The organism is Paractinoplanes polyasparticus, from assembly GCF_019710575.1.
Classification (GTDB): domain Bacteria; phylum Actinomycetota; class Actinomycetes; order Mycobacteriales; family Micromonosporaceae; genus Actinoplanes; species Actinoplanes polyasparticus.
Genome location: NZ_JAHWFK010000042.1, coordinates 54,866 through 81,272, shown reverse-complemented (window position 1 = coordinate 81,272; position 26,407 = coordinate 54,866). Strand labels below are relative to the sequence as shown.

Below are 26,407 nucleotides of genomic sequence, written 5' to 3'. Positions count from 1 at the left end.
ACGCCACGTCCAAGACTGAATCGCTCTTGTGGTGAGAGCATTTACTTCATAATCGGTCAGCCCCGGTCGGGCGCATCCTCCCGTAGGCCGACTGTTGGCGGACGCTAACCAGGTGCTGACATCCCTTTGACACATTCGTCGGCATGACCCACCACAAGACGCTTGCGTTTGTCATGGCGACCGTCGCCACCCTGCTCCTGTCGGCCTGTGGCGACAAGACTGAGCCGCGTGCCGCGGCCGGCAACGAAGCCCAGGTCGCGACGCTGCAGAGCAGCGCGGCGGTCGCACCTTCACCGAGCTCCGACGGCCGACCGATCATCCGGCCGGACGCTACCCGTGAGGACATCGACAGACTCGACCAGGCCTACTTCAAATGCCTGGACGACCACGGGGTCCCGCAGGACAAGGACGAGGACGGGAACTTCGTCAAGGGAGATGCTCTGGAGACCACCAGCAAGGCGAAGGTCGACGCGGGCCGAGCTGCCTGCGCGGACAAGGATCCGGAGAGCTGGCTCGATGTCGAGCGCCGGACCAATCCCGAGTTCCCCGACACGATGCGCATCGCGGCCAATTGCATGAAGGACAAGGGGTACAACGCCCGGGTAGTTAAGGATCCGCAGTGGCGCATCGCCTACGGCACGACCGCTGAGTTCATGCGGGCCGACGAGGACGAGACGAACTGCATCGAGGATGCGTTCGCGGAGCGGATCAAGACATATCAGTGAACAACGCATCGTCTGCATCGGCCTGACCCGGAACCCGGACCGTGACGGTCGTGCCTTGGCCGAGCGTACTGGCAGCGTCCACCGTGCCGCCGTGCGCTCGCATGAGATCACGGACGATAGCCAGCCCGAGGCCACTGCCGCCGGTGGCGCGCTGACGGGAGCCGTCGGCGCGCCAGAATCGGTCGAAGATGTGCGCCAGATCGTCGGGGGCGATGCCCGTACCGGTATCAGTGGTGGTGATGACGAGTTGCTCGCCGATCACTTCGCCTCGAAGCGTGACAGTGCCGCCGGGCGGCGTGTGCCGCACCGCATTGGAGAGCAGATTTCCGACGACCTGACGCATCCGCACCGGGTCCACGGTCACCGGCAGAACGGGGTCGAAGGTCGTGATCAGCCGTAGGCCGGCGGACTCCGCCTTCCGGCTGTGCGCCTCAGCTGCCGGGCCGAGCACATCGCCGAGCCGGACCGGTTCCGGGTACAAACGCAGTGTGCCGGCGTCGGCGGCGGCAAGGTCTCGCAGATCGTCGACGATGCGTGACAGCTGACCGGTCTCGTCGAGCAGTAGTGCGACGAGTCGGGCGTCGGTGGGATTGACTCCGTCCTCGGCCGCCTCCAGCAGGCTCCGAATATTGGTCATCGGATTGCGCAACTCGTGCGCGATATCGTTGATCATCGCCTTGCGCTGCTGTTCGGCGCTAAACCGGCGCGCAGACAGGTCGTTGAGAACTGTGGCCAGCCGGCCGATCTCATCACGACCGGTCACCGGCATCGGCGTCGGGGTATCGATCGGTGCGCCGGCGGCGTCGGTCAGGGCCCGCAGCGGACGGGTCAGCCGCAGACCGACGAAGACCGTGAACGCCACGGTGACAGCGAGCACGCCGCCGGTCACCACAACGATCCTGACAATGTTGGGCCGAGAAAGAGTGAATGCTTCCGGTCGAGAGTTGCCCGCGATCGGGTCGCTCACATAAAGCAACGCGGGCGGGGCCGCGTACCGGCGCAACTGGTCCTGGCGGGAGAGCATGACGCATGCACGGATCTCCGCCTCACTGGCGTGCGTCCTGTCGAAGCTGTCCATGGCGACCTCGAAGTTCGGAAGCCAGAAAGCGGTCGCACCCGGAGCAGGGAGCCCTAAGCACCTCGCCACCCGTCGGGACAGATCGGCGAGCGCCTTCTCCTCGGTCGTCGTCGGCGCACCCACATTGATGATGCCGCAGTTCAAGTCGGAGCGCTTGGGATCGGCGCTGAGAATGCGTACCTCCGTACGCCCGCTGGGCGAGGGCACGATCTCGGCGCGGACTCCGTCGCGGGCCATGCAGTCGACCACCGCGGTGGCTTTCCTACGCAAGGCGTCGCGCTCCCCTGTCGGCAGCCGGTACGGGCCGACGATACGCGGGTCGAGCTGTTGCTCGTCGTTCGGCTCGAGCGGGTCTATGACGGCGGTCGGCGGGCCGTTCGGCGTTGGTAGCCGGAGGTCGGAGTCCGCAATCAGCCGCCGGTTCGAGGTCAACAACGTGATGCGGCTGCCGGTCCGGTCGGCGAGCCGAGCGACCATCGGGCCGACGCCCTTCCAATCGGGGTACGTGGTGGCGTAACCCATGAGCGTCTCGTACACAGCGTTGTCGTCCTCGAGGGAGCGGCCCTGCTCCTGCTGGATCACCCGGGTCGTGGTTTGTACGGCGAGCCAGGACGTGCCGACTGTCGCGCAGATCGCCACGAGCGTCGAGGTCGCCAGCAGCCGCACCACGATGCTGCGGTGTTTCGGCACTGGGCGCATCAGGCGCCCGCGCTCAGTTTGTAGCCGACGCCGTACACCGTCACCAGCAACGCGGGCCGGCGCGGATCTTGCTCGATCTTGCGACGCAGGTTCAAGACGTGCACATCCACCGCGCGCGGGGTCGCGGAGCGTTCGAACCCGCTGGTGACGGTCAGCAGTTGCTGCCGGGTGAAGACGCGTTCGGGCTGCTCGCTCATGGCCTCGATGATCGCGAACTCACTGCGTGTGCATTCGATCCGGCGACCGCCGACGCTGATCTCGTGCCGCCCCGGGTCCACCATCAGCGAACCGATAAGGCGCAAGCCGGTCGGTCCCGGCAGGGCTGTCGCCCGGCGCAGCAGGCTGCGGATCCGGGCCATCAACACCCGTGGGCTATAAGGCTTCGCCAAATAGTCGTCCGCGCCTAGTTCCAGTCCGACCAGCTGGTCTTCCTCGTCGGTGCGGGCGGTCAGCATCAGCACCGGCAACGCCGATTGCCGGCGCAACTGGCGACATACCTGAAGCCCGTTCAACAGCGGAAGCATGACGTCAAGGACCAGAAGGTCCGGTTCGGTCCGCAGCGCATAGTCAAGGGCCGCGCGGCCGTCGTGGACCACAACCGCTCGGTAACCACCCGCCTCCAGGTACTGCTGCAGGACTTCTGCTTGACGTCCGTCGTCCTCGGCAACCAACACGTATGCACCCACGCGGCGAACTATAGGCACATCGGTCCGGTGTTTGCGCCGTCCGGATCGTTGCCCCGGGCTAACCACTTTCTGACCGCCCGGCACGACGATCGAGGAGATGAAAGCGCGAATCGCAGTGACGGCAGCGGTGGTGGTGATCGCCGCGACCGCGGCCGGTGGCTCCTTCTGGAAGGGGCGTCAGGAGTCTGCTCAGGATCCCGCGCCGACACCGGCGGCCGTCGCTTCTGCGAAGGTCATACGGGCCGACCTGGCAGAGACCAAGACTTTGCGTGGGACGCTCGGCTACGGCAGTCCACGACAGATCAAGGGAAGGCAGGGAACGGTAACCTGGTTGCCCAGGCCGGGTGCCACCATCCGACGCGGCGAGCAGATCGTCCGGGTCGACGATCGCCCCGTCACGGTCTTTTACGGTGATCTGCCGCTCTACAGAAACCTGACCGGGCCGCTCATGGCCGGCAACGATGTCGCCGTGGTCGCCCAGAATCTCGAGGCCCTCGGGTACGCGGTCGGTGACCTGGGCGGGAAGAAGACCGCGCCCCGCTTCACCGAGAAACTGACTGCTGCGGTCAAGAGCTGGCAAGCCGACACTCTGCGACCGGTCACGGGAGCGATTGCGGTCGGTGACGTCGTCGTGCTTCCTGGAGCGGTACGGGTGGACTCCGTCGCCGCGCAGACCGGGGACGACGCCACCGCCGCGATCTTGTCTGTCACGCCGACGAAGAAGATTGTCACAGCCCAGGTAGAACTGGGCGAACTGGCCATGGTGAGAGCCGGCCGAACTGTGTCGCTCGCCCTTCCCGATGGCGGCGCGACCCCCGGCAAGGTCACTGATGTCGGCACGACGCTGCGCAGCGAGGCCGGCACGCCCGACAGCCCGCAGACTTTCGCTGTCACGATCACACCCGTTGATGCCCGCAAGTTCGCCTCTTTTGACGCCGGGGATGTTCAGGTCACCATCACGTCCAAAGCTCGGAAGAACGTCCTGGTGGTACCGGTCGGAGCTCTGCTCGCGCTCAGCGAGGGTGGGTATGCCGTCCAGCTCGGCGACGGCAGACTGGTCGCCGTGCGGACCGGTATGTTCTCCCGAGGACTCGTTGAGGTCACCGGCACAGGGCTGACCGAAGGGCAGAGCGTGGTGACCACCTCATGACGGTGATCGCTGTTCACGACGTAGCCGTGCGCTATCCGGGCGGGGTCGTCGCGCTCGACAGCGTCTCGCTCACCATCGACGCCGGTGAGCTCGTCGGCATCGTCGGTCCGTCCGGCTCCGGCAAATCCAGCCTTCTCACCATCATGGGTACTCTCGCGCGGCCCACCAGCGGAACCGTACATGTCCACGGCGAAGACGTCGCCCGGCTGAACGATCGGCGGCTGTCCGCGCTGCGCAGCCGAGTCCTCGGCTTCGTCTTCCAGCAATGCCGTCTGGCGGACGGGCTGACCGCGGTCGAGAACGTCGCCACCGGGCTGCTCTACGCGGGTGTGCCGCGCAAGCACCGCCGTGCGATGGCTCTCGAAGCGCTGCAGCGCGTGGGACTCGCGGAGCGCACCGGCCACCGCGCCAACCAATTGTCCGGAGGCGAGAAACAGCGCGTCGCCATCGCCCGCGCGCTGGTCAACAACCCGGCACTGGTGCTCGCGGATGAGCCGACCGGTGCGCTCGACAGCAACAACGGCCATGCCGTCCTGGATCTATTGCACCGGCTCCACCGGGAAGGAACCACCATCGTAGTCATCACCCACGACCGGGACATCGCAGCGCGTCTGCCGCGCCGGATCGAGATCCTGGACGGCCGTCTGGTCCACGACTCCCGAACCGACTTCACCGTCGCATTGCCGGCAGTCGGCGGAGTCGGCCGGTGATCAGCCCCGGCCGCGGAGGGATCACTCGTCCCGTCCGGCTCTCGCTCCTGGACATCCTCGCTCTGGGGCTGATCGGTATCCGGACCCGCGTGGCCCGCGCCGCACTCTCCGCTCTCGGCATCTCCATCGGTATCGCCACCGTCATCGTGGTGACCGGGATCCCGGCGTCCAGTGAAAGAGCCCTGATGGACGAGCTTTCCCGGCTCGGTACCAACATGCTGCAGGCAGTACCGCAGGATCCCGAACAGGACAGGTTGTCCGAGAACTCGGTGGAGATGGTGGCCCGGATCGGCCCGGTCACCGGAGTCAGCGCCGTGGCGAACACGCACGCCGTGGTCCGCCGCTCCGCCGGTATCGACATGCTCGACGGCTCGGGTTTGACCGTCTTGGCCGGGCGCCTCGATCTGCTGCCGATACTCGACGCGCGGATCGCACACGGCCATTGGCTCAGCCCGGCGACTGAGCCGTTCCCCACAGTCGTACTCGGCGCCGTCGCCGCTACCAGGCTCGGCATCACCTCTGTCTCCGTCGGCGGTCGAGCGCCCCTGGTGATGATCGGCGATCAGTACTTCACCGTCATCGGGGTCCTCGATACTCTGCCCAGGTTCGCCGATATTGATCGATCGGTGCTTGTCGGCTGGGCCGCAGCCGCTAAGTACCTGCAGTTCGACGGCCATCCCACCGTGCTTTATGTCCAAGCCCGCGAGGACGCGATCGAGACGGTCCGACGCGTGCTGCCGGAAACGATCAACCCCGAGAAACCGAGCGCCGTACAGGTCAGCCGTCCGTCCGACGCGCTCACTGCGAAGCGGGCCGCATCGACCACGTTCTCGTCACTGTTCCTCGGGCTGGCGGCCATCGCGTTACTGGTCGGAGGCATCGGCGTCGCCAACACCATGGTCATATCCGTGCTAGAACGCCGCGCCGAGATCGGCCTGCGCCGTGCCCTCGGCGCCAGCAAAGGACAGATCCGTAGTCAGTTTCTGACGGAATCGACCGTTCTCGCTACCCTCGGCGGTCTCGGGGGTGTCACGCTCGGTGTGCTGGCCACGATCGGCTACGCCGCCTACCAGAACTGGCCGATCGTCGTCCCGTTGTCCTCCGCCGGGGCCGGTCTCGGCGGAGCGCTGATAGTCGGGATGCTGGCCGGGCTGTACCCGTCCGTCCGGGCCTCCCGCATGACACCCACCGAGGCTCTGGCCACGTGAGGTGCGCCGGCGCCGGGGTCCCGCCGTCGAGGCACCGCGGGCCGGTCTCAGCCGGTGGTGGCAGAGCGGAGGCGGCGCAACCAGCCCTCGGCGGTGTGACGGGGCACCTCGTAGTGCTCGGCGATGACGGAGGCACCGTTGAGCCGGCGCGCGACGGCGGCGAAGTCGTCGGGCATGCGCCGGTAGGCGCGTCCCTTGCTGCCCTCGGTCTTCTTGGAGTCGGCCACGACGCTGTCCTTTGGCGTCACGGTCACTGCAGACGCGTCGGAACGGGCAGCCCTTCGGCGCGCCCGTGGCTTCACGGTCTTTGGCGCCCCGGTTGCTGTAGCCTCCTTCGCGGCGCCCCGTCGTCGTCCCCGCCCAGCTGCGGGACGATCCGACTGCGCGACGTCGGCTGAACCAGGAACGTCAACGGTGGTGACGGCGCTCCGGTCGGGGTCAGTGGGCACGCTGGTCACGTGGTCGGTCTTCCGCTTGGCGGTTGCGGCGGAGGTCGTGGAGGAAGGCGCCGAGGGGGTTTGCGCGGCCTTATCGGTGCGGGACTGCAGCGGCACTGCGGGTGACGCTGTGGCCAACGCGAGCTGAGGCGCGACGGCCTGCATCAGAAGGTTGACGTCGACAGCGGGAAGTTGTGTCGCGGTGAGCCCTCCGGCGGCGTGCAGGTGCACATCGGTGATACGAGTCTCGTCACCACTCACATCAACGATGATCGTGGTGGTGCTGCCATTGTCGTCGGTCGGCGCGACGGTGACGGTGTAAGAGGTCATCGCAATCCTTGATCGTCTAACGCAGCCACACTCGGCCGTGGATGCTCGGTGAACGGATCGACGCTGCCACAATGGCTCAGTCGTTGCTAAGGCAACGTCGTCCGGCATGACGATATCCGCTGGCCGCGATCTCGGCGAGGGCACCTCACCCGCCAGCCTCAGGGATGGGCCGCAGACTCTGGCGCAGACACGTTGCCGCAATGTCGTCCTGGCGGCAGCACGGTCGTTCAGATGATGCCGGCACGAAGCGCGTATGCCACCGCCTGCGAGCGATTGCGTAGATTGAGCCGGCAGGTCACGCCGTACACGACGTTCTTGACGGTCCGCTCGGAATAGTTCAGTTCCCGGGCGACCTCGGAGGTGTCGTAGCCGTCGGCCACCAGACGCAGCACGTCGATCTCGCGCGAAGTCAGGCCGGAGAGGCTCAGCCCGTTGGGGACCAGCACGTCGCGCTGCAGCCGCTCGATGTGTCGGAGCAGTTCGCCCACGAGGTTCGGCGGCATCACGCCTCCACCCGCGGCTGCGGCCTTTACGCTGTAAACGAGCAGATCGGCGGTGACCGTCCGGCGGGAAAGGACGGCCACCACCCGGCACTCCACCGCGACGAGCAACTCCCTCTCGATGACTTCCCTGACCACGAGAATGACCGGCTTACCAACCTCGTTGGCCGACCGGCGCAGCGTAGCCGCGACGTCCACACTGAGTCGCTCGGCGCTCATCACCACGACCTGCACAAGGTCGGGGCGATCATCCGGGACGATCACGACCTCGGCCTGTGCTTGCAGAAAGCTGACCAGACCCGCATGACTCAGCGGGTCGGTGCTATGAACGGCCACTCGAAGTCGTTCCACAGCCGTTCCTCCGGTCGGTCGCTGTGCAAGGCGACCTCCAGACTCGCGGCTGGGACGTCTCGGTACGACCGCCCATTGACGGATCTCCGCATTCCAGCAGTGGTACCAAAGTTCCACTGTTCAGGTCTGAATTCGTCGCCGGACACTCGACGTCAGAAGTGGTCAGCTCTCCGCCCTCGCACCCCGACCCACGCTGCGCCTGGCCTTGCCCAGTCGGCAGATCACCGACACAAAGCGGTGTCCAGCGACTGCTCAAGGTGCTCCACAGCGGAGATTTCGGAGATCATCGAGTTCACCGCGATTGACGCTGCCCGACCGGACGGCGCGACGCCCACGTAGGTCACATAGCCTGGGGCAACGCCGCCGTGAGTCCATGCGAAGCCGCCGCAGCTGAGGTTGAAGGTGGCGATGCCGAGGCCGTAGCGGGAGCCACCGACCGTGTCGAAGCCGGGCGCGTCGACTGTCTTCTTCATCTCGGCAAGCTCGGCCGGCTTGAGCAGCTTGCCGCCGAGCAGACCGGCCAGGAAGACGTTGATGTCGCTCGTCGAGCCGATGAGGGCACCTGCGGCCCAGCCGCCGGACGGCTCCGACCGGGTGATGTCGATCGGGTCGTTGCCTTCGACACCCGGGAAGTAGCCGCGCGGATGAATGCCACGGATGGCGGTGTCGCCGTCGGCCGGCCAGTACGTGTGCCGCAGCCGCAGCGGTTCGATGATGCGCTCGGTGATCTGCTCACCGACCGGTCGGCCGGTAATTTTCTGCACGAGCAGGCCGGCCAAGATGTAGTTGGTGTTGGCGTATCCGAATCGTTCGCCCGGTCGTGATTGCGGCGCCTTGGCGAAAGCGATCCGGAGCAGGTCGTGTGGCTCGTGATAGGTCTGCAGCGAGTTGACGAAGTCGGCGTACACCTCGTCGTCGTAGTCCAGCAGGCCACTGGTCTGCTGGAGGAGCTGACGTACGGTGATCTGCCGACCGTCGATACCGCCGGCGCCACGGACCAGACCCGGCAGGTACGTCTCGATCGGCTCGTCGAGTTCGACCTTACCCTCGCCGACGAGCTGAAGGACCACCGTGGCGGTGAACATCTTGGTGTTGCTGGCGATCCGGATCCGGCTGCTTACCGGCATCTTTTCCTCGGTCTTCAGGTTGCCGACCCCGGCGGTGTAATTACGTACGCGGCCGTCTGCTTGTCGGACCGAGGCCAACGCCCCGGGGAAGTTGTCGACACTCACCAGGCTGTCGAGGCTGCGCTGCACGGCGTCGCGAGGACCATGCGACGCCGGAGACGCCGACGCTGAGAGGCCACTGCCGACCGTGAGACCTCCCAACGCCACCAGCGAGACGAGGACCCGGCGGCGGGTGAGCGTAAGTACCTTCAGCATCGATGCTCCTACAACGGTGTGGGACTGATGACACGAACATTTCCATTCGCAAGCCGCGCTCACCCAGCTACGCCTGGCCCGTCTCAACCGCAACGAAACGGGAGCCGCCCCTGGCAGCTGCCTCGATGACTTCAGGCCATGCCCAAGTACACGTCGCGTCATCCCGCCTGGTCGGCCAAGGCTTTGCCGAGGGCATCTCGCAGCGCCGCTCTGGTCGATATCCCGAGCTTGTCGAAAACCCGAGACAGGTGAGTGCTCACGGTCCGGTGCGACAGGTAGATCCTCGCGCCGATCTGCTTGTTGGTGAGCCCGGAGGCGGCCAGTTCGGCGATCGCCAGTTCCTGCGGCGTGAGCGTTTCGACGCGTGCGGTGGCTGTCCGGGCCGAGACGAGTCCAGTACCACGCAGCTCCCGATCCGCACGAGATTGCCAGGGTAGGGCGCGAAGATCGCGAAAGATGCACAGGGCATCGGTCAAGTGGCTGCGCGCGGAGCGAAGCGATCCTCCTCCCCGGCGAAGCCGCTCAGCGTATGCGAGTTGAACGCGTGCGCGGTCGAACGGCAGGTCGTCCAGGCCGGGGATGGCCAGTGTCCTCTCGATATGGCCGACCTTGCCCGAATGAGCCAAGGCGATGGCGCACTCGGTCAGCAGCTTCAACCGGGGTGAGAAGACGCGGAGGTCAACGGCCTGGACCATGCTTACGTAGGCGCGGGCAACGTCTGGACGGGCGGTGCGGATGGCGCATTCGACGAAGTCCAACGAAGCCGCCAGGGCGAGTGGGAGATTGCCGGCGAAGGTGTCGGGCCCGGCGATTCTGGAGATGCACTGGAATGCCTGCTCGAAGTCTCCCCGGGACTGGGCGAGCAAGCAGTGCACGTAAAGCGCGTACAGCTGAACAATGGCGGACCCTCTGCGGCGCGCCCAGTCCGTGATTTTGTCGGCGAGTTCTCGGGCCTGCTGGTCGTCGCCGCGGAGGGCGGCGATGATGGCGGCGACCGCCCAGAATGGCCACTGGAGCTCGTGGTAACCGTGCAGGTCACACAATTCCAGGCCGGTCTCGGCCAGCCGAAGTGCCTCGTCCCAGGCACCGGTGAGCAGGTCGTCGATGCACAGTGCCATGACGGCGTGGATCGCGGTCTCGGTCGTGCAGGATGCGTGGCCACGCCTGGTGAGCGCTTCGTTCATCAGGTCTCGAGCCGGCATGTCACTGAATGCCGGACCCTCGGCCCGGCGAACCGGCCCGACGGCCGACAACCGTTGGCCTCCGGTAGGAACAAACGCCGCGGATGCGGGTTCTTCATCCTGCAATGTCTCCGCAAGACCCTTAGCTGACATGCCGGCTCCTCTGAGCGCTTCTCGATCAGGCGACGACTGCCGTGACCTCGGCCTCAATAAGGATGCCGGGCTCGAAAAGAATGTCGACGCCGATCAAAGCGAGTGGTGGGGTGGCCAGATCAAACTCTTGTGCGGCCTGTTGGATACCTGCGGCGAAGTCGTCGTACATGTCTTTCTTCCACCCCGCGGCATACCAAGTTATGCGGACGACATCGTGGAATGTCGCCCCCGCGGACTGCAAAGCCCTGGCCACATTTCGATAGACCTGAGCGACCTGACCGGCGAGGTCACCCGGCGCCACGAGAACGCCATTTTCGTCCCAAGCGACCTGACCGGCGATAAAGATGTGTCTGGCGCCGGTCGCGACCGCGACGTGATGATAGATCGGAACCTGAACGTGCCCATCAGGATTGGAAAGCAAAACAGTCACAATATGCTCCTAACAATTGACATCGACTCTTGCCCGCGCCGGCCGGTTGCGTCGCCGGCTCCTCAGCTCCCGTACCGGCTCCCTGAGTGAGCCGAGCCGACCCGCATGTCGACGAGTCCACCGTTGCCCATGGGCAAAGAGTGCGACCCCGGGTAACTCACGGGGAGGACCCCGGGCAGCGCGCGTTCCACCGATTTCGATGTCAAGGTCACGCCTGTACCAGCCGATACCAGAGCCAGGACCGTGTTCGAGTCCGGCGCCTCCGGCACGACCCTGGGCGTAAAGCCGACCTGATCGCAGGTCCGTATCATCACATCCCGCAGCGTCGATCCAACATTTGCGGGAAGGCTGACGAACGATTCATGTGTCAGATCCTGGAGATCGATCTCCTCCTTGCCGGCCAGCCGATGGTGTTTCGGGAGCGCGCAGACGAGATGGTCGTTGCCGACGACCCGGGTTCGCAGGCCGGGCCGGCTGACCGGCATCCGGACGAAGCCGAGCTCGAGCGTCCCGTTGGCAACTCTCTCGAGGGCCCGGTTGGCATGCTTGTGCTCTCTCATCACCAGATCGAGCCCGCGGATGGGCGATCTTGACCGCCCGGGCCAACTGGGACAACATCGCATGACTCGACACCCCGCCAAACCGATGACGACCTGTCCGTACTCGCTGGCCCCGGCTGACCTGGCAGCCCGCGTCGCCACATCGACGTCCTCGAGCACCCGACGGGCGGGCTCAAGAAACGTATCGTCCACACTGGTCAATCGCACCCAGCGGGTGCTGCGCTCGAACAGTCGCACGCCGAGTTCTCTCCCCAGCTTACGAATCGTCTGGCTCAGCGGCGGCTGAGCCATCCGCAGCCGACGAGCGGCCCGGCCGAAGTGCAGCTCTTCCGCCACGGCGACGAAGGCGACCAGGTAGCGCAGCTCCATCGTTATCCTTCGACCTGAGTTCCGGCCACGTCGGCCGGACGGGCCCGCGGCGCCGACCGTACGGTGACGAGCGCGCCCAGGCCCAGAACGATCGGGATGATCAGCAGTAGGCCGCAGAACACCAGGACCAATGCGGTGAAAGCCAGGCCGGCGAGGGCGCCGTACCACGAGAGGGAGCCTCGAGGCAGCAGCCGGTGAGCGGCGGCCATCCCGGCGAAGGAAACAGCCGCGAGACACGCGGAGGTGACCCGCATGAGGCCGTCCAAATCGATCGTCAGCTGCCAAGTGACGAAGACGGCGATCGCACACAGGGCCACCTGCACGGTAAGGCTGCGCCGCGGCACGTCACCGGCAGTGCCGCCTTTCGCCAAAGCCCGCGGCAGCGCGCCGTCTCGTCCCAGCGCCGCCCCCAGCCGAGCCCCGCCGGCGATGTACGTGTTCACCGCTATGAAGCTCAGGAAGACCGCCGCGACAGCGGTGACCACCCGACCGGCCGGCCCGAAGGCGGCTTCCAGCATCAGGCTCAGCGGCACCGACGTGGCCGCCGCACCGACGCCGAGGACGCCCACGGTGGTGATGGTCAGCGACAGATAGAGCAACGAGACGAGGACCAATGTCAGTCCGGTCGCCAGGGGCAGATGGCGGCGCGGATCGCGGAACTCGGCGGACAGGTGACTTGCCGCCTCCCAGCCGGAGAAGGCATAGAACAGCACGGTGGCGGCCGCGCCGACAGCGGCCCAGCCGTGCGGGGCGAACGGCGTGAAGTTCACTGCACGGCTGGTGGGCGCCGTGACGATCACGGTGACCAGCAGCAGCACAGTCAGCACGACAACCATCGCCAACTGCACCCGTCCGGACAGGTGCAGTCCGACGTAGTTGGTGCCGAAAGCGGCGGCCAGGATCGCCACCCCGATCCACAGCGCAGTGGCCGGGCCGGCACCGAGTGCCGCCGCGACATACTCACCACCTACCAGCGCCCCGGCCAGGACCCCGACCGGCACGACGAAGAAGAACCACCAGCCGACCGGGGCGGCGAGACGAGGACCGAAGGCGCGGGAGACAAAGGTGGCGACACCGCCACCGTCGGGATGGCGCGCGCCGAGGGCCGCGAACGCGGCGGCCACCGGCACGCTGAACACCAGCAACACGACCCACGCCAGGATCGAGGCCGGTCCCGCGGCTCGTGCCGCGAGCGCCGGCAGAACCATGACCCCGGGGCCCAGGACCGCCCCGATGAACAGCACAGTGCCCTCGACCAACCCCAGCCGATGCCTTGCCATCAGGACTCTCCCCGGCTTGCCGATCCGGTATCCACCGTCACAGCAGCGGGAATCGCTTCGTCAGCGCAGTGACTCGGTTGCGCGGGCCGAATACCGCGACGCCGGCGTAGTCGACGTCATCGCCGGGGGTCTCGGCGAGCGTCGCCAGGTAGTCCTCGTACACGCGGGCGCGCCGGGCGACCTCGTTGAATCCGACGACAAGCAGGTCCGGGCGCTCGGTTGCTTTGCGGTACAGCTCGCGCAGCTGCTCCTGGCCCGCCGTGACGACCGGCACGGGGTGGGTGTTCAGGCCCAGATGCACCTGGCCGGAGGCGTCCTTGCCGTCGAGGCCGAGAGAATCCGTGAGCCGGCCGCCGATGGCGAGCCCCAGCACGGCTGCGGCGTTGACGGCGTGACCGGAGGTGAGCGTTTCGTCGACCACGACGACCAGCTTGGTCGCTGGTCGTCCGTTTTCCGTTTCGATAGACACAGCGACGAAATGTAGCCGGGTGGACATGTCCGACGGCCAGATTCCGAACGTCGTTCGGGCAATCCCCTGGATAGCCGGCAGAGGCCGAATCTACTTCGGCGTTTGCCCCGGGACTGCGACCGGACGGGACCTCCGGCCGTACTGACCCGAGCCGACGTTGCCTCTCCGGTGACCTTCCCGCCGGGAACGCGGCCTACGTGATCGCTGGCTCAGTGCCTTCCTCGGCGCTCACAAGTTCCGCGATGACGTCGAAGAAGGCGCGGATCCCCGGGAGATTGGCGCCCTTGGCCCGGGAAGCGGCGAAATCCTCTGAGCTTCGCCACGTCACGATGTCGAGCCATTGATCCCCGGGAAGTTCCACCAGTCGGGCGTCGAGAAAACCAGTGCGGTCGGCCCGAAAGTCAGCCAGCATGCCCGGTCGGGTCCGCAACAGGTCAGCGGACCGACCGGGCTCGACCCGAAATCGAGTAAGTTCGACGGTTGTCATGACTTCCTCCCGACCGTGGCGCTCAGGTGATCCGGCCCAGCCTCTCACCTGGAGCCCGGGAGCACATACGTCAAATGAAGGTGTCTCGCTCGGGGTCGGTCGAATGGCTCTCCGGTGGTCACCGCGTCCGCTACGGACCAGCTCGCGAGCAGGCGTAAGCCGTCCTCGGACGGCTGGTCGGTCGGCGCGTAAGCGATCAGGAGCAGTCCGCGATCGTTGGTGAGCTCCATGCCCTCGCAGCCGAGCTCGGGATCGCCGACGACCGGATGGCGCACGCTCCTGACCCCGGCGCGGTGCTCGCGAACGTCGTGCGCGGCCCAGAGCTGCCGGAACGTCTCGCTGCGGGTCGAAAGCTCACCAACGAGGTCGATGAGAAGACGATCGTACGGAGCTCGTCCGGCCTCGGCGCGCAGCAGAGCGACGGTCTGCGCCGCGGCGTCATCCCATTCTCGGTAGAACGTCTCCGCGCGCGGGTCGAGGAACGTGAAGCGACCGAAGTTCGCCGGTCGTTGCGACTGCTCATACATGGGTGACAACGTTGGGGATCCTGGCGACGGGGGCGATGGCAGTCCATCAGGCACGCCTCAGGGGTGCTGAAGACGATGTCCACGCCATGCTCTGCTGGTCGCCGGCCCTGACGACGTCCGCGCCCGACGCAGAGCTTGGATGTATTTCGGGAACTCCGCTGCGGCTCGTTCCAGTTGACCGGGAGCGACCTGATCGGCGAACAGTGCCTCCACGACGAACGATCTGAGTTCATCGGGCAATTCATCGATCCGCGTAGTCACCTGGTCCCGCCAGAAACGAAGGACTCGTAACCGCGATTTTACCTGTGCCAGGGAGTGTTCAAGACCGGCTATGGCCTCATCGGCCTGGGTCGCGTCGACGACCAACCGGCCCTCGTTGGCCAGACGGAGCAGGGCCTCCCCGAAGAAAGGAACCGACTCGTTCTCGTTCACTTGTGCTCCTCGCCTCGAGTGGGCTCGGCCGGCGACCGCGTACGCCCTGTCAACGCCGGCAACTGAGTTCACCCGAGCAGCTTGGTCGAGGGGAGTTGTTACTCGCCGCATTGCCCCGATGACCGGGAACCTCTGCCCTGGTAGTCGAGGGGGTCTGAAGGATGCCGGCCCGGACGGCGTAGGCCACCACGTGCGAACGGATGCGCAAGTTGAGGCGTCGAGTGGTTCGAGATGACTGAGCAGGCCCTCCGGGCCGAGAAGTTCGGTGCTGCGCACGGCGCTCGGAAGCTTCTTCACGACGATTCCTCCGGTCGCCTTCGTATAGAGTTCGCTTATGCGAACAGTGCGGACCGTGGAGCGAGCCCTCGCTCTGCTCCGGACCATCGCCATCAGTCCCACGCCGATGACTTTCGGTGAGCTGCACAAGGCATCCGAGCTTCCCAAGGCCAGCGCCCACAATCTGCTGGCGACACTCGAGGAAACCGGTTTCGTCGTGCGCGACCAGAACGGTCGCTATCGGGTCGGCCTGACGGCCTTCGAGGTGGGTTCGGCCTATCCCGTCCGGGCTGGTCTGCTCCGGCTGGCGGAGCCGATACTGCGCGATCTGGTCCGGCGGCACAACGAAACGTGCCACCTCGGCATCCTCGACCACGGTGACGTGCTCTATCTGGAGCGTCTGGAGTCCTCGCAACCGGTTCGCCTCACCACTGCGACCGGGGTCCGCGTCATCGCGTACGCCACCGGCATCGGCAAGGCGCTGCTGTCGCTCCTCCCCGATTCGGAGGTCCGGGAGCTCTATCCGGGCAAGCTGCTCCCGCTGACCCCGCAGACTCTGGCCGGCATGCCGGCGCTGCTGCGCGATCTGGGTGAGACGCGCCGCCGCGGTTATTCCATCGACAACGAAGAGTCCACCGCCGGCGTTCGCTGTGCCGGGGCGGCGGTCAGCGCGCCGGGCTGGCCCGCCGCCGGGATCAGCCTGTCCGTGCCGCTGCAACGGATCCCCGACGACCGGCTGGCCGAACTGGGTGCGGACGTGCAGGCGGCGGCGGACGCCCTGGGCGCGCGACTACGCGAGGTCAAGACCGGCATGTAGCGGCGCGGCGGCCGGACCGCCGACCGGCAGGTCGATGGCATAGAGCCGCCCGGCGCCCGGGTACCGATCCGAGTCGGCGGGGTCGTATCCCTCCTGCGACGTGGTGATGAACAACGTTTTCCCGCCGAACGCGCAACTGGAGACCTGCGGCGCCGGCACCTCGACGCTCGCCAGCTTCTCGCCGGTCGGGGCATACCGGCAGACCTGGCCGCCACCCCACAGGGCTACCCAGAGGCAGTCCTCGTCGTCGATGCACATCCCGTCGGGTGCGCCGTCAGCCGGGTCGATCACGAACGCCGGCCGCCGACCGACCGGCTCGCCGTCCTCGTCCACGGTGAACACGTCCACCTGCCCGGTCGGGGTGTCGATGTAGTACATCCGATCGCCGGCCGCCGACCAGGCCATGCCGTTGGAGATGGTGACGTCCCGCAGGATGGTACGGACCGTGCCGTCATAGCGGTACAGCGAACCGGCACCGGGCCTTTTCGACCAGGCCATGCTGCCGGCGTAGAAACGGCCGCGCGGGTCGCACTTGCCGTCGTTCATCCGGTTGGTGTCACGGACCGCTTCCTCCGGCTCGGCCATCACCCTGGTCCGGCCGTCGGCCGACAGGCGCATGAATCCGGCGCCGGCGGCCAGCATCCAGCCGTCCTCACCGGCGATGGGCACCACAGCACCCACCGGCCGGCCCACTTCGTACGTCCGGACCGGGCGCAGCTCCCCCTCGGCGTACCGGGCCCGGTGGACCAGCCCGGCGAACTGATCCACCCACAGCAGTTCGTCGTGACGCGCGTCCCAGGCCGGCCCTTCGGCGTGCTCGGCCCGCGTATCGGTGACGGCCCTCGCCGTACGCCTGATCACCGAGGCCTCACCAGGGCCTTGCTGACCCGGCGATCGGCCACAGCGGCGAACGCCCGCTCCCAGTCGGCCAGGTCGAACACGCTCGTGAGCCGCTCGGCCGGCAAGGCGCCGCGGCGCATCAGGCTGAGCACGCCGCGCCAGTCGTCGTACCCTGAACTGAAGCTGAACTTGACGTCCACCGAGCGGAAAAGCGTGTCCCGCCAAGGAATCGCGAACGTATCGTCGCCGACCCCGACAGTGACCAGCTTCCCGGCGCGGCGCAGCGCGGCGATGCCGGCCGTGACGGCCGCGTTCGACCCGGTGGTGTCGACCACAACGTCGACCTCGCCGTCGATGCCGGTCGCGCATTCCAGGCCCAAGCCGGCGGCCGTCCTCATCCGGCCCGATTCGACGTCGCGTCCGATGAGGACGGCCCGGTCGGCACCCCGGGCGGAGGCCTGCAGCGCGGCCAGGATGCCGATGGGGCCCGGTCCGAGAACGGCCACCCGGTCCCCCGGACCGATCCCGACGCGGTTGAGAGCGCGGGCGGCGACCGCGGCCGGCTCGCACCCGGCGGCCCGTTCGTCCGGCACCTCGTCCGGCACCCGGTGCAGCAGGGCGACCGGCACGGCGACGTAGGGCGCGAACGCTCCGTCGATCCCCCAGCCGGGCGCCCGCTTGGAGGTGCACAGCCGAACCAGCCCGCGCCGGCACTGGTCGCAGTGGCCGCAGAACAACGCGTGCGGCTCGCAGACCACCCGGTCGCCGGCCGACCACCCGGTCACCCCGTCACCCACCGCCTCGATCGCGCCGACGAACTCGTGACCCAGCACCACCGGCGGGTAGTACGGGTGCCGGTCGGCCGCGATGTGCAGGTCGGTGCCGCAGATGCCGCCGTACCGGACGGCCAGCACCACCCACCCGGGCCGGGCCTGCGGCTCGGGCACGTCGGCCAGCTCCAGATGCCCCACGCCGGCCGCGGTCTTCACCAACGCCTTCACGACGCCACCTCGATCAGCACCTTGATCTCCGATCCCGAGCGCAGCAGGTCCAACGCGGTGTCCGCCGCCCGCAGCGGCAGGGTCCGGGTCAGCAAGGGCCGCGGGTCGAACGCGCCGGTGTCGAGCAGACGGATCGCTGTCCGCAGGTCGTCGCGCTCATAGACCCGCGTGCCGATCATCTCGAGCTCGGCGAATGTGACCCGCTGCAGATCGACCGGAGCCGGCCGGGCATACACCCCCACGAACACGATCCGGCCCCCGGGCTCCACCCACCCGGTTGTCGAAGCGGCTACCGATGGCACCGCCGCGGTATCGAAGACCACCTGTCCGACCGCGCTGTCGACCACCTCGAACCCGAGTGCCCGGGCCCGCTCGCCCCGCATGGCGGCCGGCTCCACCACGAGCACCTCGGCGGCTCCGGCCAACCGGGCGCACAGGGCCACGGCCAGCCCGATCGGCCCGGCTCCCACCACGACAGCCACCTCACCCAGGCGGAGCCGGCTGCGCCGCACGGCGTGCACTGCCACGGCGAGCGGTTCGACGAAAGCCCCGAACCGCAGGTCCATCGCCGGGGGCAACGGCAGGAGCAGCTCGGCCGGGACGGAAACCTGCTCGGCCACCGCTCCCGCCTCGTCTATGCCGATCATCCGCAGCCGCTCGCAGACGTGCCGGGCCCCCCGCAGGCAGGCCGGGCAGCGGCCACACCACAGCAACGGTTCGACAGTGACCGGGGTGCCGGCGGCCAGCCCGCCGGCCGGTTCGGCGAGCCGCCCGGCGAACTCGTGGCCGATAATCAGATCGGGCTTGGCCCGCGGGTGCTCACCGTCGCAGATGTGCAAGTCGGTGCCGCAGATCCCGGCGTACGCGACGTCGATGAGCGCGCGGCCGGCGGCCCGGGCCGGGGCCGGGACGTCGGCCACGGCGACGTCGGCGCCCCGCCAGGTGAGGGCCTTCACCGGCCGGCTCCGGCGCGCACGTCGTTCACCGGGTTGCGGGGTGGCTCGCCGTCGAGCACCCGCACCACCTCCCGTGCGGCGTCGTCCTTCAACATGCGGAATGCCTCCTCGGAGTACCAGGCGCTGTGCGGGGTGACCACGACCCGCTCGTGGGCGATCAGGCCGGTGGCCGGCGGCGGCTCGTCGGCCAGCACGTCGAGCCCGGCACCGGCGAGCCGGCCGTCATCGAGGGCCGCCAGCAGCGCCGCCTGGTCCACCAGCGCACCCCGGGCGGTGTTCACGAGATAGGCGCCCGGGCGCATGGCGGCGATCTCGGCCGGGCCGAGCAGGACGCCTCCGTCGGCCCCGGCGGGCACGTGCACCGAGATCAGATCGGCCTCGGCCAGCAACTCGGGCAGGGACACGGCGACGGCACCGGGGAGAAGCTCGCCGGCATCGAGGCGCCGCACGTCAGCCACCACGATGCGGGCGCCGAGCCCGGCGGCCATCCGGGCGTACGTGGCACCGATCCGGCCGTAGCCGATCACGCCCAGCGTCAGCCCACTGATCCGCCGCAGCGGCCGGGCGGGCCGGTAGTCCCACTCCCCGGCCCGGACCCGGCGGGCCAGCCGGTCGACTCCCCGCAGCAGCGTCAGGCTGAGCGCGAGGGCGTGCGCGGCGACCTCCTCAACGCCGTAGTCCGGCACGTTGGCCACCCAGATGCCCCGCGCGGCGGCTGCCTCGGTGTCGATGTTGTCGTAGCCGACGCCGTAGCGGACCACTACCCGGCAGCGCTGGAGCCCGGCCAGCACGCGGTCGGTGATCGGCGCGTACTGACAGATGACCGCGTCGGCCTCGGCCGCGACGGCCAGCACGTCGTCCTCCGTGCGGCAGTCGGCCACGGTCAGCCCGAACCTCGGTTCGAGCAGGGCCCGTTCCCGGTCCACGTCTCCGTGGTCGCAGTCAGTGATGACGACGTTCATCTGACGGTCACCGCCCCGGTCGAGGCGGGACCCACGACCGCCGCATACTTGGCCAGCACGCCCGGTTCCGGAACGCGGCCGCAACGTACGGTTTCGCGCGCGGGCAGATCCACGTCGAGCACCTCCAGGGTCCGGTCGGCCACGTCGATACGGATGATGTCGCCTTCACGGACCGCGGCCAGCGGACCGCCGGCGGCGGCCTCGGGGCAGACGTGCCCGATCATCAGGCCGCGGGTGGCGCCGCTGAAGCGACCGTCGGTCACCAGGGCCACGTCGTACCCGCGACCGGCGCCGACGATGGCTGCGGTGACCCGCAGCATCTCCGGCATGCCGGGCGCACCGCGGGGGCCCTCGCCCCGGATCACCACGACGTCACCGGGCTCGATCAGCCCGTCGGTGACCGCGGCGTAGGCGTCGGCCTCGTCGTCGAAGACCCGGGCCGGGCCGGTGTGCCGCCGGGGCGTCGTGGCCGTCACCTTGACCACCGCACCGTCCGGGGCGAGGTTGCCGCGCAGCACGACCAGGCCGCCCTCAGGTTGCAGCGCCTCGTCCACCGCCCGGATCACCACCCCGTCGCCGCGAGCTCCCGACACAGCCCCGTCCAGATTCACGCCATCCACAGTGGGCACTGTGCCGTCGAGCAGTCCCGCGTCCAGCATCCGGCGCAGCAGCAGCGGTATGCCGCCGGCCTCGTACAGGTCGGTCGCCAGATAGCGCCCGCCCGGCTGCAGATCGGCCAGCAAGGGCGTGCGCCGGCTGATCGCATGGATGTCCTCCAGATCCAGCGGTACGGCCGATTCGCGCGCGAGGGCCAGCAGATGCAGGACGGCATTGGTGGATCCGCCGGAGGCCGCCGTGACCGCCACCGCGTTCTCGAACGACGCGCGGGTGAGCAGTCTCCGCGTGGTGGTGCCCGATTCGAGCAGCCCCATGATGGTCGCGCCGGCCCGCTCGGCCGCCGGCGCCTTGGCCGGGTCGGCGGCCGGGATGGAGTTGAACCCGGACGGGGAAAGTCCCATCGCGTCGAGCACGGTGGCCATCGTGTTGGCGGTGAACTGGCCGCCGCAGGCGCCGATGCCGGGACAGGCCGCGCCTTCCAGATCGCGCAGGTCCTCGTCGGTCAGCTCACCGGCGGCGACCGCGCCCAGCGCCTCGTAGACGTCGGCCGAGGTGACCCGGCGGCCCCGCCAGTGCCCCGGAGCCATCGCGCCGCCGTGCAGGATCAGCGCCGGCCGGTCGAGGCGGGCCATGGCGAGCGCGGCGGCCGGGCTGGTCTTGTCGCAGGCGACCAGGCAGACGTACGCGTCGAAGCTGTGCGCCCGGCCCATCAACTCGATCGAGTCGGCGATCACCTCCCGGCTCACCAGCGAGGCCCGCATGCCGGGCGTGCCCATGGTGATGCTGTCCGAGACCGCGATGGTGTTGAACTCCATCGGGGTGCCGCCGGCCGCCCGCACGCCGTCGGCCACCGCCGCGGCCAGGTCGCGCAGCCCGGCGTTGCACGGCATGGTGCCGGTCCAGGTGTTGGCGATGCCGATGATCGGGCGGCGCAGGTCGTCGTCGGAAAGTCCCATCGCCCGGTAGTTGGCCCGGGCCGGGGCGCGGTCGCGCCCGGCGAGTACCGACCGGCTCGGCAGCTCGGTCACGCCGCCCCCGCCCCGACCCGGATCTCGCGCCCGCCCTCGGCCAGCGACCGGGCCGCGGCGAGCACTACGTCGAGGTCGGCCCCGGCGTCGGCCACGTCCACCACGGGCGCGTGGCCGTGCCGGATCGCCGCAGCGAAGTCGGCCACCATCGCGGCGTGGCTGTCGTAGTAGTACTCGCCGGCGGCCAGCGTCTCCGGCGGCTTGCCCGCGGCGGTCAGCACCGCCGATCCGTCCGCGGTGTCGTAGGCGACGTTGATGTCGATGCGCCCATCCGTGCCGTACGCGGTGGCCTCGGTCTGGACCACCGTCGCGGGCGTCTGCCAGGTGTACAGCGACTGGGCCAGGACCCCGGAGGCGAACCGCAGGGAGAGTCCGGCGGTGTCGCCGGCCGACAACCCCGGTGACGCCGACACCGCGGCGACCTCGCCGGCCAGGCGGCGCAACAGGCTGGTGTGGTGGGTGCCCTGGTCGAGCAGGATCCCGGCCGCCGGACCGACCCCGGTGCGCCAGCCGTCCCGCACCCAGACACCGCCGATCCGGTAGGCCCGGGTGGAACGGAGCGCCACCAGCTCCCCGATCCGGCCGGCCGTGATGGCTTCGGCCGCGGCCCGTACCGCCCGCAGATGCGGGTAGTTCTCGGCCACCGCGACCACTCGCCCGCTGCGCTTGACCGCCTCCACCATCGCCTGCGCGTCGGCTGCGGTGGTGGCCAGCGGCTTCTCCACGAGGACGTGGAGACCGGCGGCGAGTGCCTCGAGCAGCGCGGCGGCGTGCCGGTCGTGCGGCAGCCGCAGATCAGCCGCATCCGCCTCGACGGCGGCCAGCGCCTGAGCCAGGGAACCGTACGCGGGCACGCCGAGTGTCTCGCCGACTGCGGCAGCGCGATCAGACTGCACGTCCACCACCGCCACCAGTTCGCATGGCGCATCCGGAGCGGCGTAGACGAGCTGCGCGGCCATCTCCCCCATGGCGCCGCATCCGACGAGGACGGTCCGGGGTCTTCCCGGGCCGGGCATTGACATCGATGAAGCCATAGGTCGATAGTCACGTAACCGAACAGAAATGTAAACAGCGTTCGTATATGCGAATTGCTTTGGGAGGCATCATGCGGCAGAGATATCGCCGGACCGCCATCGCCATGACAGCGGCTCTGGCCGTCGTCATGGCCGCCGGGTGCAGCAAGAGTGGCGGTGACGGCGCCGGTCCGGCGGCCGCGCCACCGGCCGACCTGCCCGGCTCGATCACGTTCAACGACGACGATCTCGGCAAGATCGCGGCCGAGATCAAGACGCAGGTGGCGGGCAAGAACCTGGCCGACGTCCGGGTCGCGATGGTCATCAACAACCCGTCGGCCTTCTGGCGCGAGGGCGAAGCGGGGCTGGACAACGCGGCCAAAGAACTGGGCGTGAAGGCCGAGTTCCAGGGCCCGCAGGGCGGCGACCTGACCCGTCAGCTGTCCATTCTGGACACCCTGCGCGCCCAGAAGGTGGCCGGTTACACGCTTTCCGCGGTGGACCCGGCGGCGGCCCGGGCTCCGGTCGACGCCGCCATCAGCGCGGGGATCGACGTGGTGGCGATCGACTCACCGCTGCCCGGCACCCGTGAGCCCGTGCTCTACCTCGGCACCCCCAACTTCGAGGCGGGTCAGCAGGCCGGCGAGGCGATGAAGAAGCTGCTCGGCGGCAAGGGTGAGGTGGCGATCCTGACCGGCTCGCTGACCGCCACGAACGCCACCCAGCGGATCGCCGGCTTCCAGAAGGCGCTGGAGGGCAGCGAGATCAAGGTCGTGCAGACCCTCGCCGACGACGCCGACCCGGCCAAGGCCTTGTCCAACGCGCAGACCGCACTCCAGGCGAACCCCGGCCTGGGCGGCATCTACGCCGTCTGGTCCTACGTCGGACCCGCGGTCGGGCAGGCCGTTCAGGCGGCCGGCAAGGCGGGCAAGGTGTTCGTGGTCGCGGACGACGCCGAGCCCAAGACCGTGCAGTTCGTCAAGGACGGTGTGATCCAGGCGATGATCCTGCAGCGCCCCTACCAGCAGGGCTATCTCGGCGTCTACCTGCTCACGGCGCTGAAGGTGCTCGGCCCGGAGGCCACCAACAAGATCATCGAGCCGTACGTCACCGACAACGACGGCGTGCGTACGCTCAGCTCCGGCATCGGGCTGGTGACCAGGTCGAACCTCGAGCAGTTCCAGGCCGGCCTGACCGAGCTCGGCGTGCCGGCGCAGTGACCAGCGTACGCATGACCGGCCTGCACAAGGCCTATGGGACGACCACCGTCCTGGACGTGCCGGAGCTGGTCCTCCACGGCGGGCAGATCGTGGCCCTGGTCGGCGAGAACGGCGCTGGGAAGTCCACCCTGACCGGGATCCTCTCCGGCATCGTCCGCCCTGATCGGGGCACCGTGGAGGTCGGCCCGTCCACGCTCCGGCCGGGCGACCCGGTGCACGCCCAGCAGCTCGGGGTGTCCCTGGTCGCCCAGGAGTTCCCCCTGTTCGGTCAGCTGTCGGTGGCCGAGAACCTGCTGCTCGGCCGCCCGCCGGCCGGATTGTTCGTGGACCGGTCGGCCCAGCGCCGCCAGGCCCGGGCCCTGCTCGACCGGCTCGGTGCCGCGATCGGCACCGACCGGATGGTGGAGACGCTGACCGTGCCCCAGCAGCAGCTCATCGAGATTGCCAAGGCGCTCGGCCGGGAGCCACGGGTCCTGGTGCTCGATGAGCCCACCTCCGCGCTCGGGCCGGTTGAATCGGCCGCGGTGCTCACGGCGGCCCGGGAACTGGCCGCCGCGGGCGCGGTGGTCGTGTTCATCGGCCACCGCCTCGACGAGGTGCGCGAGATCGCCGAACGGGTGGTGGTGCTGCGCAACGGCCGGCTCGTCGCCGACCTGACCGCGGCCGAGGCGACCGAACAGCGACTGGTCCGGGCCATGGTCGGCGCCGAGCTCAGTGACCTGGTCGGCGAGCCGGCCACGGCCGCGACCGACCGGGACGCGTTCACCGCCGCCGGGCTCACCGCACCCGGCATCGGCCCCGTCGACCTGACCCTGCGCGCCGGTGAGATCCTCGGCGTCGCCGGGCTCATGGGTTCCGGTCGCAGCCGCCTCCTGCACACGGTGATGGGAGCGATCCCCCGCACCGGCGGCACGATGACGCTGGGCGATCGGTCCTACGACCCGGGCAGCCCGGCGGACGCGGCGGCAGCCGGCGTCGGCCTGGTGCCGGAGGACCGCAAGCACCAGGCGTTGCTGCTGGACGACTCGGTGCGGTGGAACGTGTCGCTGGCCGTGCTGCCCACGCTCTCCCACCGCCGGTATTTCCTGTCACCCGGGCGCGAACGGACGTTCGCGGCCGGCGCCGCCGCCGCGGCCGGCGTCAAGTGCGAGTCCATCGAGCAGCCGGTCCGCGGACTGTCCGGCGGCAATCAGCAGAAGATCGTCTTCGGCCGATGGTTCGCCGCCCGGCCCCGGTTGCTACTGCTCGACGAGCCCACCCGCGGCGTCGACGTAGGCGCCAAGGCCGGCATCTATCAGCTCATCGAGCAAGCGGCGGCCGACGGCATGGCGGTCCTGGTCGCCTCCTCCGAGCTGGAGGAGCTGATGCAGCTCACGCACCGGATCGCCGTCATGTCCCGGGGACGACTCGTGCGCACCTTCGACCGGGACCAGTTCAGTAAGGAGGCAGTCATGACCGCCGCCACCACGGGGGCTCCGCGATGACCGCCGCGCACACCGACCGCCCCGCCGTCACGCCCGAGGAACCGGTGGCGGAGCCGGCCGGTCGGCGGCTCGTCACCCGGCTCGCGGCGACCCCGGAGATCGGCGTCATCGCCACGGTGATCGTGCTGTTCATCGTGTTCTCGGCGGCCAGCGAGAGCTTCGCCGGCGTGTCCAACCTGCAGACCATGGGCTTCGACCTGGCCCAGTACGGGATCCTCGCGCTCGGCGTCAGCTTCGTCATTCTCACCGGCGGTATCGATCTGTCGCTGGGCTCGGTGGTGGCGCTGACCGCGGTGGTGTCGGCCTGGCTGAACGCGCGGGCGGAGCTCCCCGCGCCGGCCGCGATCGCGGTGACGCTCTTGCTGGCCGCCGCGATCGGTGTCCTGCACGGCGTCTTCGTCACCCGGCTCGGCGTGCCGCCGTTCGTCACCACGCTGATCACGCTGGTGGCGGCACGCGGCGCGGCTCTGGCCATCACCAAGGGCTTCCCGATCGACGGCGTCAGCGAGACGTTCACCGACCTCAACGCCTACCGGGTCCTGCTGATCCCGGTCCCGACCGCGATCTTCATCGTCTGCTGCGTGGCCGCCTGGGTCTTCCTGGAACGCACGTACGCCGGACGGCAGCTCTACGCGGTCGGCGGCAACCGCGAGGCCGCCCGGCTGGCCGGCATCCGCACCGAGCGCCGGATCATGCTGGCCTACGTCGTCAGCGCGCTCTGCGCCGGCCTGGTCGGGGTGCTCATCACCAGCCGGCTCTCGGTGGGCCAGCCCGGCGTCGGGCAGGGCTGGGAGCTCACCGCCATCGCCGCGGCGGTGATCGGCGGCATCAGCCTCTCCGGGGGCGCCGGGCGGGTGGTCGGCGTCGCGTTCGGCGCGATCCTGCTCGTGGTGATCAACACCGGTCTCGTCATCCTCCACGTCTCGCCGTACTACCAGCAGATCGTCCTCGGCCTGGTGCTGGCAGTGGCCGTGACCACCGACCGGATCCGATCCCGCCGTCTGGCCCGCGCCCGCCGGGCCACGCCGTGAAACGGCGCGCGTGCGTC

Annotated in this window: 27 protein-coding genes; 8 read left to right on the top strand and 19 right to left on the bottom strand. The window is 68.8% G+C overall.

What is annotated here, in order from left to right; all coding sequences use genetic code 11:
* Positions 1-143 precede the first annotated feature (143 nt).
* A complete protein-coding gene (locus KXC43_RS35930) occupies positions 144-725 on the top strand; it encodes a hypothetical protein (RefSeq protein WP_221380678.1) in 582 nt (193 codons plus the stop codon).
* Here KXC43_RS35930 and KXC43_RS35925 read toward each other — a convergent pair.
* On the bottom strand, positions 709-2,472 hold the full coding sequence (locus tag KXC43_RS35925) for a sensor histidine kinase (RefSeq protein ID WP_308129415.1): 1,764 nt from the start codon (positions 2,470-2,472) through the stop codon (positions 709-711). The two genes, KXC43_RS35930 and KXC43_RS35925, sit on opposite strands and share 17 nt — an antisense overlap.
* 29 nt (positions 2,473-2,501) lie before the next feature.
* A complete protein-coding gene (locus KXC43_RS35920; protein ID WP_221380676.1) occupies positions 2,502-3,188 on the bottom strand; it encodes a response regulator in 687 nt (228 codons plus the stop codon).
* Between the two features lie 97 nt (positions 3,189-3,285).
* Between KXC43_RS35920 and KXC43_RS35915 the strand changes: the two genes are divergently transcribed.
* From KXC43_RS35915 to KXC43_RS35905, 3 genes are read left to right on the top strand one after another with little or no spacing between them, the layout of a single operon-like run.
* Positions 3,286-4,338, top strand: coding sequence for an efflux RND transporter periplasmic adaptor subunit (locus tag KXC43_RS35915; protein ID WP_221380675.1), 1,053 nt, complete (start codon positions 3,286-3,288; stop codon positions 4,336-4,338).
* On the top strand, positions 4,335-5,048 hold the full coding sequence (locus KXC43_RS35910; RefSeq protein WP_221380674.1) for an ABC transporter ATP-binding protein: 714 nt from the start codon (positions 4,335-4,337) through the stop codon (positions 5,046-5,048). Before KXC43_RS35915 ends, KXC43_RS35910 begins: the two co-directional genes overlap by 4 nt.
* Complete coding sequence (locus tag KXC43_RS35905) at positions 5,045-6,256, top strand: ABC transporter permease (RefSeq protein ID WP_308129414.1); 1,212 nt, start codon at positions 5,045-5,047, stop codon at positions 6,254-6,256. The genes KXC43_RS35910 and KXC43_RS35905 overlap by 4 nt, the downstream gene beginning before the upstream one ends.
* A gap of 47 nt (positions 6,257-6,303) precedes the next feature.
* Here the strand turns inward: KXC43_RS35905 and KXC43_RS35900 are convergent, their stop codons facing one another.
* From KXC43_RS35900 to KXC43_RS35850, 11 genes are all read right to left on the bottom strand, one after another.
* Positions 6,304-6,483 carry a hypothetical protein gene (locus KXC43_RS35900; protein ID WP_221380673.1) on the bottom strand — a complete coding sequence of 60 codons (180 nt, stop codon included), beginning with the start codon at positions 6,481-6,483 and terminating at the stop codon, positions 6,304-6,306.
* Between the two features lie 767 nt (positions 6,484-7,250).
* The gene (locus tag KXC43_RS35895) at positions 7,251-7,874 is read right to left on the bottom strand and encodes a response regulator transcription factor (protein ID WP_221380784.1); all 624 of its coding nucleotides are present in this window, start codon (positions 7,872-7,874) and stop codon (positions 7,251-7,253) included.
* A gap of 221 nt (positions 7,875-8,095) precedes the next feature.
* Positions 8,096-9,256: a serine hydrolase domain-containing protein gene (locus tag KXC43_RS35890; protein WP_221380783.1), complete on the bottom strand. Its 1,161-nt coding sequence runs from the start codon at positions 9,254-9,256 to the stop codon at positions 8,096-8,098.
* Positions 9,257-9,414: 158 nt separating this feature from the next.
* Positions 9,415-10,590, bottom strand: coding sequence for a helix-turn-helix transcriptional regulator (locus tag KXC43_RS35885; RefSeq protein WP_221380672.1), 1,176 nt, complete (start codon positions 10,588-10,590; stop codon positions 9,415-9,417).
* Positions 10,591-10,615: 25 nt separating this feature from the next.
* A complete protein-coding gene (locus KXC43_RS35880) occupies positions 10,616-11,020 on the bottom strand; it encodes a RidA family protein (RefSeq protein WP_221380671.1) in 405 nt (134 codons plus the stop codon).
* Between the two features lie 62 nt (positions 11,021-11,082).
* Positions 11,083-11,949, bottom strand: coding sequence for a LysR substrate-binding domain-containing protein (locus tag KXC43_RS35875; protein WP_221380670.1), 867 nt, complete (start codon positions 11,947-11,949; stop codon positions 11,083-11,085).
* Positions 11,950-11,951: 2 nt separating this feature from the next.
* The gene (locus tag KXC43_RS35870) at positions 11,952-13,229 is read right to left on the bottom strand and encodes an APC family permease (protein ID WP_221380669.1); all 1,278 of its coding nucleotides are present in this window, start codon (positions 13,227-13,229) and stop codon (positions 11,952-11,954) included.
* Between the two features lie 37 nt (positions 13,230-13,266).
* A complete protein-coding gene (locus KXC43_RS35865; protein WP_221380668.1) occupies positions 13,267-13,698 on the bottom strand; it encodes a DUF2000 domain-containing protein in 432 nt (143 codons plus the stop codon).
* Between the two features lie 193 nt (positions 13,699-13,891).
* Positions 13,892-14,185 carry an antibiotic biosynthesis monooxygenase gene (locus KXC43_RS35860; RefSeq protein ID WP_221380667.1) on the bottom strand — a complete coding sequence of 98 codons (294 nt, stop codon included), beginning with the start codon at positions 14,183-14,185 and terminating at the stop codon, positions 13,892-13,894.
* Between the two features lie 44 nt (positions 14,186-14,229).
* On the bottom strand, positions 14,230-14,712 hold the full coding sequence (locus KXC43_RS35855; protein ID WP_221380666.1) for an MmyB family transcriptional regulator: 483 nt from the start codon (positions 14,710-14,712) through the stop codon (positions 14,230-14,232).
* A gap of 57 nt (positions 14,713-14,769) precedes the next feature.
* On the bottom strand, positions 14,770-15,144 hold the full coding sequence (locus KXC43_RS35850; RefSeq protein ID WP_221380665.1) for a hypothetical protein: 375 nt from the start codon (positions 15,142-15,144) through the stop codon (positions 14,770-14,772).
* A 334-nt stretch (positions 15,145-15,478) separates the two neighbouring features.
* On the opposite strand from KXC43_RS35850, the gene KXC43_RS35845 reads away from it, so the two are divergent.
* Positions 15,479-16,237: an IclR family transcriptional regulator gene (locus KXC43_RS35845; RefSeq protein ID WP_221380664.1), complete on the top strand. Its 759-nt coding sequence runs from the start codon at positions 15,479-15,481 to the stop codon at positions 16,235-16,237.
* On the opposite strand, the gene KXC43_RS35840 is transcribed toward KXC43_RS35845, so the two are convergent.
* Genes KXC43_RS35840 through KXC43_RS35815 form a run of 6 tightly spaced genes read right to left on the bottom strand, consistent with a single transcriptional unit; the run spans position 16,211 to position 22,658 of the window.
* Positions 16,211-17,098, bottom strand: a complete 888-nt coding sequence (locus KXC43_RS35840; RefSeq protein WP_221380663.1) for an SMP-30/gluconolactonase/LRE family protein — start codon at positions 17,096-17,098, stop codon at positions 16,211-16,213. The genes KXC43_RS35845 and KXC43_RS35840 overlap by 27 nt on opposite strands.
* Entirely contained in the window at positions 17,095-18,078 is a 984-nt protein-coding gene (locus KXC43_RS35835) for a zinc-dependent alcohol dehydrogenase (protein ID WP_221380662.1), read from the bottom strand. Before KXC43_RS35835 ends, KXC43_RS35840 begins: the two co-directional genes overlap by 4 nt.
* On the bottom strand, positions 18,075-19,034 hold the full coding sequence (locus tag KXC43_RS52945) for a zinc-dependent alcohol dehydrogenase (RefSeq protein WP_221380661.1): 960 nt from the start codon (positions 19,032-19,034) through the stop codon (positions 18,075-18,077). Before KXC43_RS52945 ends, KXC43_RS35835 begins: the two co-directional genes overlap by 4 nt.
* Positions 19,031-19,996, bottom strand: coding sequence for a C-terminal binding protein (locus KXC43_RS35825; RefSeq protein ID WP_221380660.1), 966 nt, complete (start codon positions 19,994-19,996; stop codon positions 19,031-19,033). Before KXC43_RS35825 ends, KXC43_RS52945 begins: the two co-directional genes overlap by 4 nt.
* Positions 19,993-21,642, bottom strand: a complete 1,650-nt coding sequence (gene ilvD, locus KXC43_RS35820) for a dihydroxy-acid dehydratase (RefSeq protein ID WP_221380659.1) — start codon at positions 21,640-21,642, stop codon at positions 19,993-19,995. The genes KXC43_RS35825 and ilvD overlap by 4 nt, the downstream gene beginning before the upstream one ends.
* Positions 21,639-22,658, bottom strand: coding sequence for a Gfo/Idh/MocA family protein (locus tag KXC43_RS35815; protein WP_255645442.1), 1,020 nt, complete (start codon positions 22,656-22,658; stop codon positions 21,639-21,641). Before KXC43_RS35815 ends, ilvD begins: the two co-directional genes overlap by 4 nt.
* 89 nt (positions 22,659-22,747) lie before the next feature.
* Between KXC43_RS35815 and KXC43_RS35810 the strand changes: the two genes are divergently transcribed.
* Genes KXC43_RS35810 through KXC43_RS35800 form a run of 3 tightly spaced genes read left to right on the top strand, consistent with a single transcriptional unit; the run spans position 22,748 to position 26,390 of the window.
* Positions 22,748-23,875: a substrate-binding domain-containing protein gene (locus KXC43_RS35810; protein WP_221380657.1), complete on the top strand. Its 1,128-nt coding sequence runs from the start codon at positions 22,748-22,750 to the stop codon at positions 23,873-23,875.
* Positions 23,872-25,359 (top strand): sugar ABC transporter ATP-binding protein, encoded by a 1,488-nt coding sequence (locus KXC43_RS35805; protein ID WP_221380656.1) that lies wholly within the window; start codon positions 23,872-23,874, stop codon positions 25,357-25,359. The genes KXC43_RS35810 and KXC43_RS35805 overlap by 4 nt, the downstream gene beginning before the upstream one ends.
* Entirely contained in the window at positions 25,356-26,390 is a 1,035-nt protein-coding gene (locus KXC43_RS35800; protein WP_221380655.1) for an ABC transporter permease, read from the top strand. Before KXC43_RS35805 ends, KXC43_RS35800 begins: the two co-directional genes overlap by 4 nt.
* The last annotated feature ends 17 nt before the right edge of the window (positions 26,391-26,407 follow it).